The organism is Pseudomonas sp. HOU2, from assembly GCF_040729435.1.
Lineage (GTDB): Bacteria > Pseudomonadota > Gammaproteobacteria > Pseudomonadales > Pseudomonadaceae > Aquipseudomonas.
Genome location: NZ_CP160398.1, coordinates 1057574 through 1075972, shown reverse-complemented (window position 1 = coordinate 1075972; position 18399 = coordinate 1057574). Strand labels below are relative to the sequence as shown.

At 62.2% G+C, this 18399-nt stretch carries 15 protein-coding genes; 1 reads left to right on the top strand and 14 read right to left on the bottom strand.

The genetic code is table 11. The features are described from left to right. Window positions 1-2: 2 nt before the first annotated feature. From ABV589_RS04665 to ABV589_RS04600, 14 genes are all read right to left on the bottom strand, one after another. Complete coding sequence (locus tag ABV589_RS04665) at window positions 3-692, bottom strand: N-acetyltransferase (protein ID WP_285375832.1); 690 nt, start codon at window positions 690-692, stop codon at window positions 3-5. A 176-nt stretch (window positions 693-868) separates the two neighbouring features. Then, window positions 869-2788, bottom strand: a complete 1920-nt coding sequence (locus tag ABV589_RS04660) for a hypothetical protein (RefSeq protein WP_367085095.1) — start codon at window positions 2786-2788, stop codon at window positions 869-871. Then, window positions 2785-4089: an oligosaccharide flippase family protein gene (locus ABV589_RS04655; RefSeq protein ID WP_367085094.1), complete on the bottom strand. Its 1305-nt coding sequence runs from the start codon at window positions 4087-4089 to the stop codon at window positions 2785-2787. Before ABV589_RS04655 ends, ABV589_RS04660 begins: the two co-directional genes overlap by 4 nt. Further along, entirely contained in the window at window positions 4086-5087 is a 1002-nt protein-coding gene (locus ABV589_RS04650; protein ID WP_367085093.1) for a polysaccharide deacetylase family protein, read from the bottom strand. Before ABV589_RS04650 ends, ABV589_RS04655 begins: the two co-directional genes overlap by 4 nt. A gap of 13 nt (window positions 5088-5100) precedes the next feature. Continuing rightward, complete coding sequence (locus ABV589_RS04645) at window positions 5101-6237, bottom strand: glycosyltransferase family 2 protein (protein WP_367085092.1); 1137 nt, start codon at window positions 6235-6237, stop codon at window positions 5101-5103. Next, window positions 6230-7198: a glycosyltransferase gene (locus ABV589_RS04640; RefSeq protein WP_367085091.1), complete on the bottom strand. Its 969-nt coding sequence runs from the start codon at window positions 7196-7198 to the stop codon at window positions 6230-6232. The genes ABV589_RS04645 and ABV589_RS04640 overlap by 8 nt, the downstream gene beginning before the upstream one ends. Then, entirely contained in the window at window positions 7195-8565 is a 1371-nt protein-coding gene (locus ABV589_RS04635) for an O-antigen ligase family protein (protein ID WP_367085090.1), read from the bottom strand. The genes ABV589_RS04640 and ABV589_RS04635 overlap by 4 nt, the downstream gene beginning before the upstream one ends. Further along, a complete protein-coding gene (locus ABV589_RS04630) occupies window positions 8562-9653 on the bottom strand; it encodes a glycosyltransferase family 4 protein (protein ID WP_367085089.1) in 1092 nt (363 codons plus the stop codon). Before ABV589_RS04630 ends, ABV589_RS04635 begins: the two co-directional genes overlap by 4 nt. Then, window positions 9650-11242 (bottom strand): Wzz/FepE/Etk N-terminal domain-containing protein, encoded by a 1593-nt coding sequence (locus tag ABV589_RS04625; protein WP_367085088.1) that lies wholly within the window; start codon window positions 11240-11242, stop codon window positions 9650-9652. Before ABV589_RS04625 ends, ABV589_RS04630 begins: the two co-directional genes overlap by 4 nt. A gap of 17 nt (window positions 11243-11259) precedes the next feature. Continuing rightward, window positions 11260-12285, bottom strand: coding sequence for a polysaccharide biosynthesis/export family protein (locus ABV589_RS04620; protein ID WP_258675161.1), 1026 nt, complete (start codon window positions 12283-12285; stop codon window positions 11260-11262). 21 nt (window positions 12286-12306) lie between these two features. Next, complete coding sequence (locus ABV589_RS04615; RefSeq protein ID WP_007961335.1) at window positions 12307-12954, bottom strand: CpsD/CapB family tyrosine-protein kinase; 648 nt, start codon at window positions 12952-12954, stop codon at window positions 12307-12309. Then, window positions 12954-13700 (bottom strand): sugar transferase, encoded by a 747-nt coding sequence (locus tag ABV589_RS04610; protein ID WP_367085087.1) that lies wholly within the window; start codon window positions 13698-13700, stop codon window positions 12954-12956. The genes ABV589_RS04615 and ABV589_RS04610 overlap by 1 nt, the downstream gene beginning before the upstream one ends. A gap of 18 nt (window positions 13701-13718) precedes the next feature. Further along, the gene (locus ABV589_RS04605; RefSeq protein WP_367085086.1) at window positions 13719-14756 is read right to left on the bottom strand and encodes an NAD-dependent epimerase; all 1038 of its coding nucleotides are present in this window, start codon (window positions 14754-14756) and stop codon (window positions 13719-13721) included. Next, on the bottom strand, window positions 14753-16105 hold the full coding sequence (locus ABV589_RS04600) for a UDP-glucose/GDP-mannose dehydrogenase family protein (protein WP_367085085.1): 1353 nt from the start codon (window positions 16103-16105) through the stop codon (window positions 14753-14755). Before ABV589_RS04600 ends, ABV589_RS04605 begins: the two co-directional genes overlap by 4 nt. Before the next feature lie 389 nt (window positions 16106-16494). On the opposite strand from ABV589_RS04600, the gene ABV589_RS04595 reads away from it, so the two are divergent. Beyond that, the gene (locus ABV589_RS04595) at window positions 16495-18192 is read left to right on the top strand and encodes a sulfatase-like hydrolase/transferase (protein ID WP_367085084.1); all 1698 of its coding nucleotides are present in this window, start codon (window positions 16495-16497) and stop codon (window positions 18190-18192) included. The last annotated feature ends 207 nt before the right edge of the window (window positions 18193-18399 follow it).

Genomic DNA, 18399 nt, shown 5'->3' with positions numbered 1-18399 from the left:
GCTCAGGCCGCCGTGGCTGTGACAGGTGGGCGGGATGGTTTGCGCAGCGCATCCAGTCGCGAACCGCTGTAGCGGGTTTCGCGGTAGAAGCGCCAGCGACCGAACAGGGTGTAGACGTTCATGATCCGGCCTTGCTCGGTGTAACCCATGCGCAGGTGCAGTTTCAGCGCCGGGACGTTGTGGAACTCGCAGACGTCCACCACCTTGTCGCAGCCCTGGGCCGCCATGGCTTTCCACAGTTCCAGTTGCAGGTCCACCGAGAGTTCGGTGCCCCAGTAGGCACGGGTCAGCTCGCCACCGAATTCGAAGAACTCGCCGGGTTTCACCGGGAACAGGCAGCCGTAGTAATGCCGGTCGAAATAGTCCCGCGCGCTGCCCCAGATGAACGCCACGGCATCGCCCTGATCGTCCAGGTGCATGTGCCCGGTGTGGCCTTCGTTGGCCAGCTCGGCCATGGTCCCGACGCGATCGCCGAAGTAGCGGGCGAAGGCGCTGGCGTTGTCGGCGGTGATCTTCACCACCCGCAGTGGCGGATACGGTTTGAGGCTGTGCGGTGGTACCGGACTGACCAGATCGCGCTCCATCCACAGCAATTCCTGATGGAAAAACACGTAGTGCTTCCACGCCTTGGCGAGGGTGGCGCGCAGGCCTTTTTGTTTGATGTGCTGGCTGAGTTTGCTGACGGTACCCATGTTCTGTACTCCGGCGATATCGCAGGGCGAACGACTGTGGCGAGGGAGCTTGCTCCCGCTCGGCTGCGCAGCAGTCGCCAATGGGGGCGCAAGTATCGGGGCCGCTTCGCAGCCCGGCGGGAGCAAGCTCCCTCGCCACAATTTTGTATTCGCCATGCATTGTCTGAAATTCGGGTTCATGACGCGCTCCAGCTCAACGCGAACAGGGTTTGCCCCGGCAAGTCGAAGCTGACGCGTCCGTCGCGGCAGGCAAACGGCGCGTCGCGACTGCGGTTGTCTGCGCCGAAGTAACGCAACGCGCCGCTGTTCAGCGGGCATCTGGCGCCGCTCAGGTCGACACGCTGCAACCGCGTGCCTTTGTTCACACCGAGCAGGCCACGCTGGTCGTCGTCGGCCATCGCCAGCACGTCGACTTCAAACGCATCGTTCTCCAGCCACAGTACTTGGTGCAGCCAATGCTGAGCGATGAATTGCTGGGCCAGACCCACCGGTTTCAGCTCGAAACGCTCAGCGCCCAAAACCCGGATCATGCCCTTGGGGTACTGCGGCTCGTCGGCGGCCTGAAACCAGTTGAGCATCGTCAGCAAACCGTCCTGCGAGGCGTTGATCACCACCGAGGCCCACCACAGCGAGGCGTAGTGGGTTTCCTGATCGTAGGGGCTGAGGCTGGAGCCGCTGGACATATTGGTCTGATCCAGCAGCAAGGCCTTGCGCGGCTGGCCGTGGCCATCGAGGCCGACCAGTTCGGCGGCGCGGCGCACGCTGTCGCGATAGACCCGGGTGGCGAGCAGGTCGCGGATCATCCATTCGTGCCACGCCAGTGCGTCGATCTGCTCGGCGGATTCACCGAGCAAGCGCCGCGCCCAGTCGATGCCGCGCTTGTCTGCCGCGTTATCGGCAAACGGCCCGTTGACCAGCCGTGAACTGGCCGGCATGGCGATGCGCACCCCGGCCCTGGCATTCGCCGGATCACTGCGCACCTGTCTGGCCATGCTGGCGAAAATCGCCCGGTATTGTTCGAAGCTCGAATAGTTGAGGTTCGGCTCATCAGCAAAGCCGATGTAGTGCGTGCCTTTGCCGCCGAGCGCGCGGGTGCCGGCCAGCCATGCATCGAGGCCGCCATTGCTTTGCATATCGGCGCGCAAGTCAGCCTGACGCTGGCTACCGGCGAGCAGGGTGATGTCCTGACGGATGCCGAAGCGCTCCTGATAAGCCAGACGAAACGCGTCTTCGAAGTGCGGATTTTTCGCCGTGACATCGACAAAACTGTAGTAGCTGGCGGCGCTCGGTTTCAGCGCATCCAGCACCGCATGGCTACTGGCGGGCGGCATTACGTAGGGCAGGGCGATGCCCAGATCCGGGGTGCGCCCGAGGATTTTGTCGTGCAGGGTCAGGTGGATCTGGCCGGTCTCTTCGCGCACGGGTTTGAGTTGCTGCGGATTCTGCGCAAACCGATTGGCCGTGCCGTCGAGCCAGAACGCCGCTTTGCCGCTGCCTTGCAGACGCAGGCGCCAGATCTGTTCGCGCTCGCTGACCGGCAGCGCCAGTTGATCGAACTGCCAATAGGCGCGATAGGGTTTGAGCGCTAGCGTCAGCGGCCGATCATCGCCCACCCGTTGCGCTTGCAGAGCATTTACTCCGCCATGGAACTTGCCGGCGAGTACCGCGTGTTCCCCCGGCGCCACCTTGAAATACAACTCGTCGCCGTTCTGCGTCTGCGCGCTGAAATGCACCTTGGCCGGCTCGAACAGCGCCACGGTGTGCTCATCGTGTTCGACCCGGTAATTGCGGAAGCTGTAGCCGGGAATTTCCAGACGATAACTGGCCGAGCCGGGCAGTAACGGCCAGCTCTGAGTGCCACGGGTTTCGCTGGCCTTGATCAAGCGCTCGCCCTGCAACTTACCCTGGCCGTCGAGCAGGTAAAGATGCTCTTCGTTGGCGTCGGCCTGCCACGCCGGGGTCCAGCGGATGGTCACGCTGTCCGGGCGATCGGTTTGCAGGTACAGGCTGCCGTCGCGGATCTCGCCCCAGCGCATCGACGCGGCAAAGGCGTCCAGCGACAGGCCGAGACCGAGCAGCAGGACCAGGCCTTTCATGCGGCCTTCCGTTGCAGCATCTGCCACATCGGCGCGATGTCACTGGGCAGGATGATCAAAGTTTGCCAGAACGCCACACCGCTCAAACGGCAGTACAACACCAGCATCGCCACGGTGACGGCCAGATAGGCAATTGATGAAGCCGCCGCTGCGCCAACGATGCCGTAGGCCGGAATCAACACCAGGTTCAGCGCCAGATTGAGCAGGGCGCCGAGGCCCATCAGCAGCGACACCGTGCCGGGGCGGTTTTTTCCCAGCAGGTCCAGACGCAGGATGCTTGCGTAGCACAGGCCGAGCAGCCCCGGCAGCAAGGCGAGCAGCGCCGGATACGCCGGTTGGTAGGCGATGCCGAACAGGGTGACGATCAACCAGTTGCCGATCAGCGCCATCGTCAGGCACGCGCCGAGCATCACCGTGGCGGTCAGGCGCAGGGCCAGCGGGGTGACCTTGTCCATGCCTTCGTCCTGTTGCAGCAGGCGCTTCATCAGCGGCGTGGTCACCGCTTCCGGAACGATCAGCAGCAGTTCGGCGGCGGCACTGGCCATGGCGTAATGACCTAGCGCGGTGCTGCCGAGCAGGGCGCCGATGAACAGGTAATCCGAGCGCAGAATCACTTGCTGGAACAGCAGGTCCGGATGGCTGCGGGCGCTGTAGCGCAGCAGTTCGTTCTGGCTGGCGCGATCCCATTGCAGTTGCAGCGGTTGCGCCCGTTTGAGCCAGACCCAACCGGCCAGCACCACCAGGCTGATCCCGGCCAGCCAGCTGATCAGCGCCGCTTCCAGCGCCGCGCTTTTCCACATCCAGAACAGCGCGAGAAACAGCAGCAGCGGCGCCAGTGATTCGGTCAGGCGCAAGGCATTGAACGCGACCACGCCGCCGGAGGCGTTGTGCAGGGTCAGCAGGCCACTTTTCAGCACGGTCAGCGGCACCGCCAGCAGCAACAGCCAGGCCAGCAGGCCGAGCTGCACGGTGACATCCAGCTCACTGCCGAACTCGCGCACCAGCGCCACCACCAGCAGAGTCAGCAGACCCGCGAGCAAGCAACCGAACACCAACACCTGACTCAGCAGCAGCCCCATGGGCCGTTGCTTGGCAGCCTGATAACCCACGGCCGAATTCAGCCCGCCACTGGTGGCGGCGCTGATCAGGTCGGGCAAGGTGCTGAGCAGCGCGAACAACCCCCGTTCACTCGGCCCGAGGATCCGCGCCAGCAACACGTTGCGCAGCAGGCGCAAGGCGATCATCGCCAGTTTGGTGCCCATGCTCAGCGCCAGGTGCTTGAGGTAATGGCTGCGGCTCATGGCCGGTTTCCGCGAAAGATGCGCCACGACAACAACTCGGGATTGCGCGCGGTGCGCTGGCTGACGCCGAAGCGCGGCAGGTTCAGCGGATCACCTTCGCCGCGATAGATGCCGGTGCCGGTGCCCAGGGCGAACGGGTAATCGTGCGCGGCAATCTGCTTGCGCACGCGCTCGTCGTTGTTACCGTTGGGGTAGCAATACACCGGCAGCGGTCGGTTGCAGCCGTTGTACAAGGCATCACGGCTGCGGCTGATTTCTTCGCTCAGGCGCACATCGTCCAGTTCGGTGAGGATCGCGTGGCTGGCGCCGTGCGGGCCGAAGCGCACCAGCCCGGAAGCTTCCATCGCGCGCACCTGATGCCAGTCCAGCGCTTGGGGCTGCGCTTCGGGCGGACATTCGTCGGGGAGGCGTTCGAGCATCGCCGGTTCAAGGGTTTTCAGGCCTTGCAGGTAATGCAGCAGCGACAGGCTGCGGCGATCGACGTCGATATCATCCACCAGCACCGGCACCGGGTGGTGGATCATGTGCAGGCATTCGATCAAGTGCATGCGGGCCTTTTCGCCGTGGCTGCCCCACAGGGTTTCGCCAAGGCTTTCCCACCAGAAGCGCTGACGGCTGCCGATGAAATCGGTGGAGAGGAAAATGCTCGCCGGCACCTGATGTTTTTGCAGCAGCGGGAAGGCATTGACCGCGTTGTCGCGCCAGCCATCGTCGAAGGTCAGCGCCACCCGTGGGCGTTCGCTGCGCAGTGCGGTGGGCGTGAGGATGTCCATCAACGGTACGCAATCGAAATGCCGGCGCAGCCACACCAGCAGGTGTTCGAAGGCTTTCGGCCCGACACACAGCTCATTGCGGTGCGGCAGGTCGGCGGCGCGGTCGTTGGACAGCACCCGGTGCAACATCAGGATCACTCCGGCACCGTGCAACTGGTTTCGTCCCACGGAGGAGTTGAGGTAAAGCCAGCCACTGGTGCGTTTTATCAGTTGTTTGATCGCCATGGCTTCGCTCCTCTCAACGGTTTTGTTCAGGGTTCCACTGGGCGTAACGGTGGCCGCGCAGGAACTGCCACAGGCCGATGCTCATGCCTGCCAGCGTCACCAGCAGGAATGCCGCAAGGCGGAACGGTTTGGGTAACCGGTGTTGTGAATCCAGCAGCCCGGCGATCGCGACGGCGTAGCCGAACAGTTGCGCGATCAGGGCCAGTCGATAGAAACCGTGGTCGTTCCACAGCCAGAAGTTGCTCAGCAGCAACGGCAGCAGGAGGATCGGTGCCAGGCGGCGGATCAGTTTGTGGCTGATCAGCGCAATCGAATACAGGCCATGTTTGAGTGGGTTGAGCAGCTCACGGCGCTGGGCGAGGCTTTGCAGGCCACCGACGGTGACGCGTTGACGGCGGCGGAACTGTTTGTCCGCTTCGTCGACACCGTGGTCGATCACTTGCGCCTCGGGCACGTACACAATGCGCTTGAAGGCCACCGGTGCACAGGTGCTGAGAAAGAAGTCGTCGTTGACCTCCGCCGGCACGTTCTGGAACAGCTCGCGGCGCAGGGCGAGCAGGGCGCCGTCGGCCGAGACCATGCAGCCGGTGCGATTCTCCACCCGACGCAGCCAGCCTTCGTAATGCCGGTACAGGCTATCGCCGACGCTCAAGCCGCCGCCGGTGACCGGAATCACCATGTGCCCGGCGCAGGCGCCGACGCTCGGGTCACTCAGCGGAGCGAGCAGGTAGCCGAGGGTTTCTCGCGACCATTGGTTATCGGCATCGGTGAACACCAGAATATCGCCAGTCGCCAGCGCCACGCCGGCATTCAGCGTCGCGGCTTTGCCCTGGCGCGGCAGGTCGAGCACGGTGATGCGCGAATCAACCACCTTGTGCGCGCAGGCCACGGTGTCATCAGTGGAGCCGTCGCTGGCGAGAATGATCTGCAGCGTCGCCGGCTGATAATCCTGCGCCAGCAGCGTGCGCAATTTGTGCTCGATGTGCCGCGCCTCGTTGTGCGCGGCGATCACGATGCTGATGTTCAGCGGCGGCGCCGGGCTGTGGCGCCAGGCCGGGAATAGCGGCGCCAGCACGGTCAGCAGCAGCGGGTAACCCAGATAGGCGTACACCGGCAGCAGCAGGCACAGCCAGAAAATGAATTCAGCCACGGGCAGGCCTCCTGGCGTTCCAATGACACAGACTGAGAATGAACGCGGCCCCGGCCAGGTGCAGCCGCAGCCAGTGCAGGCCCCACAGTTGCAGGGTCAGGGCCACGTCGTGATGGCGTGAGCTCTGACGAATGCTCAGCACCAGCGCCGGAATCAGGGTCAGCGACACCATGATTGCCGCGTGATGCGGAAAACCGTTGAGCAGCGCGGATATCGCCAGCAGGTCCAGCAGCCAGGCCATCAGCGACAGCAGCGGAAAGCGCAACAGCCGCAGGCTGAAACCGTGGGTGCGCAGCAGTTGCAGATGACTGCCCTGACGCCACATTTCCTTGCCCATCCACTCGCGCCAGTTCATCTCGTAGCCCCAGTGCAGGGCCACGTTGTTGTTCACCGAGAGCAGCCGTGCGCCTTGTTCGTGCAGGCGCAGGGTGAACTCCTTGTCCTCGCCGGTGCGCAGGTGTTCGTTGAAGCCGCCGACCTTTTCGAACCAGCGCCGGCGCATCAGCAGGTTGGAGCTGGGTAGCCAGTCCACTGCGTGCGACGCCTGACTCGTCGGGCTCAGCGTGCGCCGTTGCCAGGCAGCGGCGTACCACGGCGCGGCGGCGGGTGTGTGCAGGTCGAGGCCGAACACGTCGGCTTGCGCGCTGGCCTCCAGTTCGAACAAGGGCTTGAGCCAGTCTTCGGGCATTTCGACGTCGGCATCGATAAACGCGATCCACTCGCCGCTTGCCAGCAGCGCACCGCGATTGCGCAGCGCACCAATCAGCAGGCCTGGCAGCACCAGCACCTGCGCGCCGAACTGGCGGGCGATGTGCGGGCCGTCGTCGCTCGAACCGTTGTCGACCACGATCAACTCGCAGTCGACATCGGCCGCATGTGCGGCTTTTTGCGCGGCCAGCAGCGTGCGGCCAATGTGCCGGGCCTCGTTGTACATCGGGATAACGATACTGATCCGGTTCATGCCCGGGCCTCCGTCGATGGCGCTTGCTCGGCCTTGAGGCGCAGCACACTGGTTAGCGCGAGCATGATCCAAACGTATTTCTGGTTCGGTGCGCTGAGGAACATCAGGAACAGGGTCAGCGACAGGAAGCTCACCCCGAGGTGGGTCATCAGGTCCGCCTCCTGCCAGTCGCGTCGCAGCATCCATGCAGCGCGAGCGCGTATCAGGTTGTACAGACCGAGGCCGAGCATGCCGACAAACAGCAGGCCGGCGGGAATTCCCAGTTCACTGAAGATTTCCAGGTAGGTGTTGTGGGCACGGCGGTACAGGTCGCCGATCTTGCGGTTGGCGGAAAACGCCTTGGCGTAGCCGGTGGTCGCGTAGTGCAGCGGAAAGGTGCCGGGGCCGGAGCCGAGCAGCGGGTTCTCGCGGATCATCTGCCCGCCGACCACGATGTACGAGGCGCGCCGGCCGAGGGATTCGTCGTCGTGACCCTTGGCCCCGGCGCTCAACACGCTCAGGGACTGAATGCGCGCGAGGTAACCGGCGGGCATCGCGTAGATCGCCAGCGGAATCACGATGGCTACGCCGAGCATGGCAAAGCCCAGGTGCCGTGGACGAATGCGCGTCAGTTGCGTGCGGTAGTGCCAGCAGCCGATCAACAGACTCAAGGCCACCACCACCAGCCCCGAGCGCGACTCGGTCTTGGTCATGCCGCCCAGCAGCAATAGGCAGCAAGCGCCCCAGAACAAACGGTGCAGCAGATTCGGCCCGCGAATCACCAGCAGCAGCGCCAGCGGAATGGCGAAGGCGATCAGCAGCGCGAAGGCGTTGGGGTCTTCCAGCAGCCCGGCGGCACGCCCCTGATCCTGAAATTTGGTCGAGAACATCGCCATGGCGCAGGTGGCGCTGACGCTCAGGGTCACCAGACGGGCGAACAGGTCGAGGTTCAGTTCGCGGCCGATCAGCAGGGTGATGACAAACAGGATCAGGCCGACGCTCAGTTCACGCAGATGCCCCAGCGACATACCCAAGTCATCGGTGTTGAGCAGACTGAGGAAATACAGCACCAGAAACCACAGCAGAAACCGCCAGATATTGCTGCGCAGACGCTCGGACGGAATCTGATGCATGGCCAGTTGCAGCATCAGGATCACTGCCAGCGAAGCGCCGATCAGTTTGCTCCCGGACAGCGCGCTGTCCTTGAAGAAACCCTCGAATGGCACCAGCGCGGCAATGCCCAGCAGGCCCCAGGTCGGCTTGCGATACAACACCGTGAAAGCCACCAGACCAATGACCGCGCCGGGTGCCAGAAACGGATAGGGGCTGGCGAGCAGACCGATGCAGACCATGCCGAGCAGCGTGACGATCGAGAGCGGGAAAATCATGCGCGTGCCTCCCGTGCCGTGCGGATGTACAGCTGCGACCAGCGTTCGGCCAGGGCCTTGAGGTCGTAGCGATCCTGTTGCGTACGCTTTGCGTTGTCGCACAAATGCCGGGCCAGCTTCGGCTCGCTCAGCAGGTTGTCGAGCTGACGGGCGAGGTCGGCGCTGTCGGCGGGTGTCGCCAGCAGACCGTTATGTCGGTGCTCGAGCACATCGGGAATGCCGCCGACAGCGAACGCCACCACCGGCACGCCGGCCTGCATCGCTTCGAGCAGAATCATCGGCGTGCCTTCGGTGCGCGAGCTGATCACCAGCGCATCCAGGCGCTGCCACCACGGTTGCATGGCGGTCTGGTAACCGGGCAGGCGAATTCGTTGCTGCAAACCTGCGGCGTCGATCCGCGCCTGCAGCGCCTCACGTTCCGGGCCGTCGCCGAGCATCACCGCGTCCAGTTGCGGATGCTGGTGACACAGCGGAATCAGCGCATCGAGAAACAGGTCCGGGCCTTTCTCGCTGCTCAGGCGCCCGACGTAACCGGTGAGCCAGCGCTGGCTGTCAGTGGTGCTGATCAGCGCGTCGGCGGCCGGCAATCCGTTGGGGATCACCTGGAGTTTGTCCGCCTGCACGCTGGCCTGACGATGCAGCACGGCGATGCTCTCGGCCACGCACACCACGCGATCCACCGACGCCGTGCGGCACAACTGCAGACTCAGCCAGGTGTAGAACTTCTGCTTGCGGCTGCGCGGGGTGAAGCCGTGTTGAGTAATGACCAGCGGCAAACGCAACAGCGTCGCCGCGACCCAACCGAACAACAGCCCTTTGAAATTGTGCGTGTTGATCAGCGGCCGTTCGCTGCGCCGGGCCCGCAGGTGGCGCAACAACTCGCCGAGCCCGGAGCAGCCACGGCAGTCCACCCCGGCCTCGCGAAAGCGCGCGATCAATGCCGGCGGCGCATCGAGAAACAGCACCTGATGCTGCCCCGGTGTCGCCAGGCAGTGATCGAGCAACATGCGCTCGGCCCCATAGAAGCCGCCGCTGCTGAGCAAGTGAATGATCGGCAGCGCGGCATTCGGGGTGGAGGGCGTGTTCAATTGCGCACCCAGTGCACAAAGCTTGGCACGGTCCAGTTCTTGTGCGGATTGCTCGGCAGCACGTTCTCGTCGTTGATGACCAGCAACACCGGCAGGCCCAGTTCGTGGGTGATTTGCGCCGGGTGTTTGAAACGGTGATCGAAGAACTCACGCACATAGACCAGGGCAATCGCCAGCAGCAGACCGGTGAACAGCCCGAACGGAATGATCAGCAGCGGTTTGGGGAACGCCGGCTCGGTCGGCTCGAACGGCGGGCTGAGCACCTTGGCGTTCGACAGGTCGTCGTTGAGCGAACCCGCGGTGCTGCTTTCGGCAAAGCGTTGCGCGTAGGTCGAGAACGCCGTGTGCAGCGCGTCGATTTCGGTGTCCATCTGCCGCAGCTTGCTCTGGGTCTGCTGCAAGGTGTGGATGCGGTTCTTGAACTCGGCGATGCGCGCGGTTTTCTGATCGATCACCTGTTGCACCACGGCCAGGTCGTTGGTGCGTTCCTGAATGCGGTTGCTCACCACTTTGAGGAACTGCTGGCGGGTGCGGGCGATCTGCTCACGGGTCAGCAGCATCGGCTCGCTGCCGGGCTGGAACACCGCGAGGTCATTCATGTAGCGGCTGACTTGGGTGGTCAGTTGCTCGCCCAACTGTTTGATTTCCCGATCCTCGAACGCCACGTTATCGACGGTGGTAGTGAAGGTGAAGGGGAAGGTGTAGTCGTTGAGCTTGTTGCTGCTGGCGGCCGTCAACGCGGTTTTCAGGTATTCGAGCCAGCGCTGGCTCTGTAGCAGACGATCCTGGTACAGGTTCAGGGCTTGCTCTTCAGTGTTGATCGCGTTCAGGCGGAAGGTGATTTCTTCCTTCGGATCGGATGATGCAACACTTTCCAGCAGCGCTTGCCGATTACCTTCCAGCCCGTCGAGTCGCACCTGATACAGGTGCTTCTTGGTTTCGTAGAAGGATTGCGGCAGGTCGATCGATTGCAGCGCCTGACGGCTGCCCAGATAGTTCTGCAACAGCGTGGCGACGAACGTCGTGCCCTGATGCGGATCGGGGAAACTGTAGACGATCGAGATCACGTTGGAGCCGGGCAGGGTCTCGATTTTCAGGCTGTTGATCGCATCTTGCGTCAGGCCGTCGAGCACGGTGTCACGCACCGGATCGGTTTGCAGCCCGAGCATGTTGCGCAGCGGGTTGATCAGGTACTGCCGCAGCGGCGACGTGACATAGCGCCGGAACGGTTCGCTCACCAGTTTGGCGAAGATGCCCACCGGCGGGTTGTACTCGCCCTTGTCGCGCAGCTCGCTGATGGTCTGGCGGATCAGCGCCGGGGACCGGAGGATGTTGCTTTCGGTTTCCATGTCCGCCAGCGACGGCGGAATGAAGGTGGCGTTATCGACCGTCAGTGACGTGGTGGCGTCACCCTGGGAGAGTTTTTTCGACTGCACGATCACCTGTGCGGTGATATCGAAGCTCTGTTTGAGCACCAGCGGCAGCAGCAACGCGATGACTGCAAAGATCAGGAAGACCCGTTTCACCAATTGCTTGTTGGCGAAGAAGATCCTGAAGAACTCATGCAGGTAGTTTTCCTTTGGATTCATGATCGGTCACCTGAGAGTCAGTTGTTGTTACTGCCTTTGTTGTCGACGCGGTAGCCGAAGCTGAAGCCCACGCCCTGGAACAGCACCACGTCGGCCAGTTGCCTGGCCAGATCGCCGGCACTCGCCAGTTTGGTTTTCGGCACGAACAGCATGTCGTCCGGTTGCAGGTAGGCGATCTGCGACGCGTCGCCCGACAGGGCTTTTTCCACGTCGTAGTGCACGGCCTGCACCTGGTTGCCGTTGCGCCGCATGATCACCACCGAGTCCAGCCGCGCCTTGACGTTGGTGCCACGGGCCAGGGTCAGCGCCTCAAGCACCGACACCGGACGGCGGATCGGGTAGGAACCCGGTTGGCCGACTTCGCCGAGCACGTAGATCTCGTTGCCGGCGGTGGACTTGAGCATCACATCGACGCTCATCCGCCCCGGCAATTGCGCGTACTTCTGGTTGAGGAAGGTTTCCAGTTGATTGATGGTCATGCCTTGCAGCGGCACCGCACCGATTTCCGGAAAACTCGCATAACCGTCATTGCCCACGGTGATCTCGCGGCTCATGCCGGTGGCGGGGTGATTCAGCGCGCTTTTGAGGTTCTGCTCGTTGGTCAGCGGGCTGATGACCTGCACCGTCAGCTGATTGCGGTTGGGCTGGAACAGTTGTTTGCGCTGGTAGGCACGCTGGATTTCATCGCGCGCCTCATCGGCGGTCAGGCCGGCGATTTTCACCGAGGTGTTGGCGCCCGGCAGGTTGATCGTGCCGTCAGGCAGCACCAACTGGTTGCCGTTGAGCTGGCTGGCGGCGGTGAAGTTCAGGCCGATCTGGTCACCCGACTGCACGCGGTAGGCGTCCGAACCGCTGGTGCTGATGTGGAAGATCACATCCAGCACGTCTTGCGGGCGCAGGGTCTGTTCGACCTTCGGCATGTCGGTGGCCTGGGCGTTGGCCGGGGTGGCGGTGAGAATGTTCACCGGCATGTTCTGGGTTTCGGAGTTGCTGGAGCAGCCTGCAAGCGGCAGCATCAGCAGAACAAGTATCTTGGCGTTCATGGCGTCATCCTTCGCGTTTGCTTACAGGTTTTTGTAGAGCCACTTGGGCATGTAGTACTTGCGCCGGTTGAACACGCTACCGACCACTTTTGCCCCGGCCTGGGTCAGGCGTTGCACGGCGGCCTGGGCGACTTCCCAGCGGGTGTCCTCGGCGCGCACCACGAACACCACGCCGTCGACCTGAGTGGCGAGCACCAGCGTGTCGGCGGCGGAATACACCGCGTCGCCGTCGATCACCACGAAGCGATACTGGGTGCCCAGGCGGTCGAGCAGCGGGCTCAGACGCTCGGCGGTCAGGTGCTCCAGGGTGCGGATCGGCCGGCCATTGGGCAGCACATGAAAAGGCAGGCTCGACACCTGCACCACGCAGTCCTGCAACAGCGGCGGGTTGTCCGGGTTGAACAGCAGGTCGCGCAGGCCGCGCTCCTTGCCCAGGTTCAATTGCTGCGTGAGGTTGCCTGCCGACTGGCTGGCATCGACCAGCAGCACCTGGCCGCTGCTCATCTGCGCCAGTTGGCTGGCCAGCGCCAGCGCGCTGGTGGTGGTGCCCGCGCCGGGGTTGGCGGCGGTCAGGAACAGGATCCGCAGATCCAGATCCAGCACGGTCGAAATCAGGTTCGATTCGCTGGGGTTGGCAATGCTCAGGCTTTTGTTGGTTGAACCGTCCATTAGCTTGCTCCGTGGCCGCTGAATACTTTGAAGGGGGTTTTCAACAAGATCTTCAGATCAAGCAAAAGGCTTTGCTCGGCGATATAGCTGAGGTCCAACTCAACGCGCTGGTCGAAGTCGATGTTGCTGCGCCCGGAGATCTGCCACAGGCCGGTCATGCCGGGGTAGATGCTCAGGCGCGCGAGGTGACTGTCCTTGTAGCGATAGGCGTTGAACGAGGTCGGCCGCGGGCCGACCAGGCGCATGTCACCGCTCACCACGTTGAACAGGTTGGGCAGTTCGTCGAGGCTGGTACGCCGCAGGAAACCGCCGATGCCGGTGATGCGTGGATCCTTGTCGATCTTGAAATCGATGGCGTCGACCCCGTGCTTGTTAAGGTGGCGCAGCGATTCCTTGAGTTCTTCGGCGTTGCAGACCATGGTGCGGAACTTGTACATGCCGAAGGTGCGGCCGCGATAACCGGTGCGTTTCTGCACGAACATCACCGGGCCCGGGCTGGTGAATTTGATCGCCAGCGCCAGGCCCAGCAGCAGTGGCGAAAACACCACCAGAATCAGCAGCGCACCGAAGCAGGCCAATACCCGGTTGGTGCGTGACAACGTCCATGGCCGGCCACCGTCGCGGCCGGTCAACCAGCCACGGCCCTGCATGTGGATGGCGGAATCGAGGCGCATTCGGTGCTCGGGATCCATGCGCTTGTCGCGACGCATCTGATTGATCGGTACACCTTGTTCATGTCCAGTCATGGGGTCCTCCGCTGATGTTCAGCCGCGAGCGGCGCGTGGGCGACAGGCAGTGGGGTAGTAGTCGCGAAACCAGGCGATGAAACGCCCCAGTCCTTCATCCAGCTCGATCCGGGGCTGGAACCCGGTGGCCTGGGCCAGATCATCGGTCTCGGCACAGGTGTTGAGCACATCGCCCGGTTGCAGGGGCAAGAGCTCGACAATGGCTTTCTGGCCGAGGTGTTTTTCCATCAGCGCCAGGTAGGTTTTCAGCTCCACCGGGTGGTGGCCGCCGATGTTGAACAGGCACCACGGCGCCATGCTGCTGCCCGCGTCGGGGTGTTCGCGATCCCACTCCGGGTGGTTGTGCGGCGGATGATCGGTGAGGCGCGCGATGCTTTCGACGATGTCATCGATGTAGGTGAAGTCGCGCTGGTGCTCGCCGTAGTTGAACAGTTTCAGCGGCGTGCCTTCGGTGATCGCGCGGGCGAACTGGATCGGCGACATGTCTGGCCGGCCCCATGGCCCGTAAACGGTGAAAAAGCGCAGGCCGGTGCTGGGAATGCCGAACAGGTGGCTGTAACTGTGGGCCATCAGCTCGTTGGCTTTTTTGGTTGCGGCGTACAGCGACAGTGGGTGATTCACCCCGTCATGCACCGAATACGGCGTGTGCTGGTTGGCGCCATACACCGAACTCGACGAGGCGTAGATCAGATGCTCGACCGGATGGTGCCGGCAGCCTTCGAGAATGTTCAGGAAACCGCAGAGGTTACTGTCGAGGTAGGCCTTCGGATTTTCCAGCGAGTAGCGCACCCCGGCCTGCGCCGCGAGGTGGATCACCACTTGCGGTTGCTCGCGGACAAACAGCGCCTCAATCGCCGCGGCATCGGCCAGATCGATCCGCGCCAGCGGGAAATGCCCGACCTGATCGCGCACCCATTGCACCCGATCGTGTTTGAGCTGCGGGTCGTAGTAGCCGTTGAAGTTATCCAGGCCGACCACCGCATGCCCGTCGCGCATCAGCCGCAACACACAATGGGCGCCAATGAAGCCGGCTGCGCCGGTGACCAGGATTTTCATGGGCGCAGTCCTTCCGGAGCGATGTGACGCAGGCCGATGCCGCTGTAATGCAGACCGGCGGCGGCCACGTGTTCCGGGTTGTAGAGGTTGCGGCCGTCGACAATCACCTTCGAGCGCAGCTTGCTCGCCAGCAACTCGAAATCCACTACGCGAAAGTTCTTCCACTCGGTGCAGATCACCAGCGCATCGGCATCTTCCAGGGTGTCGTCGCGGGTGGCGCACAGGTGCAGGTCGTTGCGATAGCCGTACAGGCGCCGGCATTCGGACATGGCTTCCGGATCGTAGGCTTGCACGCTGGCACCTTCGGCCCACAGCGCGTCCATCAGGTAGCGGCTGGGGGCTTCGCGCATGTCATCGGTATTGGGTTTGAATGCCAGACCCCAAATCGCGATCGACTTGCCGGCCAGACCCTGCGGAAATTGCGCCTTGAGTTTGCCGAAGAGGATGTGCCGCTGGCTGTCGTTGACGTCGGTGACGCTGCGCAGCAATTTCAGTGGCATGCCGTTGTGTTCGGCGGTGTGCAGCAGGGCACGCAGATCCTTGGGGAAGCACGAGCCGCCAAAACCGCAACCGGGATAGATGAAGTGATAGCCGATGCGCGGATCGGAGCCGATGCCTTTGCGCACCGCTTCGATGTCGGCGCCGAGCAGTTCGGTGAGGTTGGCCAGTTCGTTCATGAAGCTGATGCGCGTGGCGAGCATCGCGTTGGCGGCGTATTTGGTCAGCTCGGCGCTGCGGTTGTCCATGAACATCAGTTTTTCGCGGTTGCGGCAGAACGGCGCGTACAACTCGCTCATCTGCTCACGGGCGGCTTCATCGCGGGTGCCGACGATGATCCGGTCCGGGCGCATGCAATCGGCGAGGGCGCTGCCTTCCTTGAGGAATTCGGGGTTGGACACCACGCGGACCTTGAGGCTGCTGCGGCCACGGCGCTGCAATTCTTCGTGGGCCTTGGCGGCGACCTGGTCCGCTGTGCCGACCGGCACCGTGGACTTGATGATCAGGGTGCGATCAGCCTCCATGTGCGAAGCGATCTCACGGGCGACGTTGAGCACGTGGGTCAGGTCGGCGGAGCCGTCTTCATCGGCCGGCGTGCCCACGGCGATGAAAATCAGCTCGGCATGCTCCACCGCGTCGCTGGCCTGGGTGCTAAAGAGCAAGCGGCCGGCCTTGATGTTTTCTTCAAGGGTGCTGGAAAGACCTGGCTCACTAATAGGTGGCACAGCTTGTTGCAGTTGCTTGATCTTGTTGGGATCAATATCGACACATAAAACCCGATGCCCTACATCTGCAAGTGCGGCGGCTTGAATTAATCCGACATAGCCGGTGCCAAATACGCTCACGTCCATCTGCGCACCCTCGATAGAGCGAAAAGAAGAAGTTCGGAAGAAGACTGTAAAAGGGGTATAGCGCAGCGTTTGGAAAGCGTGTCAGCAAAATGACATGTTGCACCTGTATAACACTTGAGCGTTTTTTGGCGATTGGCCATCAAGTCATTGCTGCGATTGGATTTGTTGTTTTTTTGCAGATTTGTTCAGATTTAAAATAAGCGATAAACGGTTGTAAGCCGCTAATTTAAGGGCTTGCAGCGTTCGGTGTGTGTCAGATTTGAGTCACCGGTTTTTTGACGCTTTCTGAAGAAAACAGTCAATTCTTGCGCTTTGATGGCTGGGTGCTAGTGTCAGGTTCTGACCGACAAACCTTTGACTCCCTGCCGTTTTGCACGAGCGGTATCGCCATGTTCAGATATGCCAAAGAAGTACTTTTAATTGTTTATTTGCTGCTTTATTCCGAATATTACATTGACCGGTTAAATGCTATCGGTGTCGGTTTTGCTGTACTTCTTTTTGGCGCGATGTTTTTGGCGCTTACTTTAGCGTTATATCTAACGGCTTATATTCGTCAGGCTCTCATTCGCCACTTGTTCGCAATAACACTGTTTGTCTCGGCGGTGTTTTTCGATGTGTATACCCGGGTCACCGCGGATTACCTGAGCTACAGCAGTTTTGTCTCGCTGGTGTACTCCGGCGGCTTCATCCAGGAAGCCGCCTACCAGTATCGCGACGCGATCATTCATGGCGCGCTCAGTGGGCTTTTATTGCTGTTCGGTGTCGGGCTCAAGCCGCGCCATGCGCTGGCGGTGCCCAATGCAGTGCGGGTGGCGGCGCCGGTGTGTGGCGTGCTGCTGTTGAGCGCGGTGTTGTTCCTGCGCGCGGGCGAGGGCGCGCGCGGTTTGCCGATCATGTACACGCCGCTGGCCTATCTGAACCTGTTCGCCTATGAAGCGCTGCACAACACGGTCGGCCCGCGCGAGCCGGTGACGCTGGCGCGCAATGCAGTGGCGGTCAATCACGACATCGTGCTGATCATCGATGAAAGCATCTCCGGCAATTATCTGGATATCAACGCGCCGTTCGGCGTGCACAGCAACCTTAATCAGGCACATCCGGGCGTCGACATCTTCAATTACGGCTACGCCGCATCCATCGCCAATTGCAGCGCCGACACCAACGTCACCCTGCGCTACGGCGGCACCCGTACCGATTACATGCGGATCAACAGCACGCTGCCGTCGATCTGGCAGTACGCGAAAAAGGCCGGGTTGCGCACGGTGTACATCGACGCTCAGCGCACTGCTGGCAATCTGCAGAACCTGATGACCGACACCGAGAAAAAGGACATCGACGAGTTCGTCCAGTTTGACCAGACCAGCGTGCGCGATCGCGACATGGCCGCCGCCGCCAAGCTGATCGAACTGCTCAACGACGATCAGCCGGAGCTGGTGGTGATCAACAAGGTCGGCGCGCATTTTCCGGTGCACGACAAATACCCGGACGCCTTCATGGCCTATCGGCCGACGCTGCCGCGCGGGCAGTTCACCGAAGTGGCGGATACCGGCAAGCGCGACGGTTTCAACGGCCAGCCGGATGACTGGGTGCTGTACCGCAACGCCTACAAGAACACGGTGTTATGGAACGTCGGCGAGTTCTTCGCAAGGGTGTTTGCCCAGGCCAATTTGCACAATGCGCTGCTGATCTACACCTCCGATCACGGCCAGGACCTGCATGAACGTGGCAACCCCGGGCTCAATACCCACTGCGGCGGCGATCCGGTGGAGGAAGAAGGGCTGGTGCCGCTGGTGGTGATTCAGGGCGATCAACTGCTCGGCCCGGACTGGGCGCAAGCGTTGCCGACGAACAAGGACCGCTCCAGCCACTACAACATTTTTCCGACGCTGCTGCAGTTGATGGGTTACGACCTGGCGGGAGTCGAGGCGCTGTACGGCAAACCGTTGACGCTGCCGACGGCGGACGACTTCACCTTCAACTACCGCTTCAATGCACGGCTGGGCGCCAAGCCTGAGTGGAAGCACATTGATCTGAAGACCATCGTCACACCGGGTGCGGCGGCGACCAGTGTGGCGACCGGGGAGTGAGATTTGTGCCGGTTTCACTGGCCTCATCGCTGGCAAGCCAGCTCCCACAGTGTTTTAGGGTGTACTCAGTATTTGTGGACAACCTCAATCCCTGTGGGAGCTGGCTTGCCAGCGATGGGGCCAGTCCAAGCACCACTGATCTGAAGATGCCTCCCACAGCGTTTGATGGTGAAGCTGATATTTGTGGACAACCTCAATCTCTGTGGG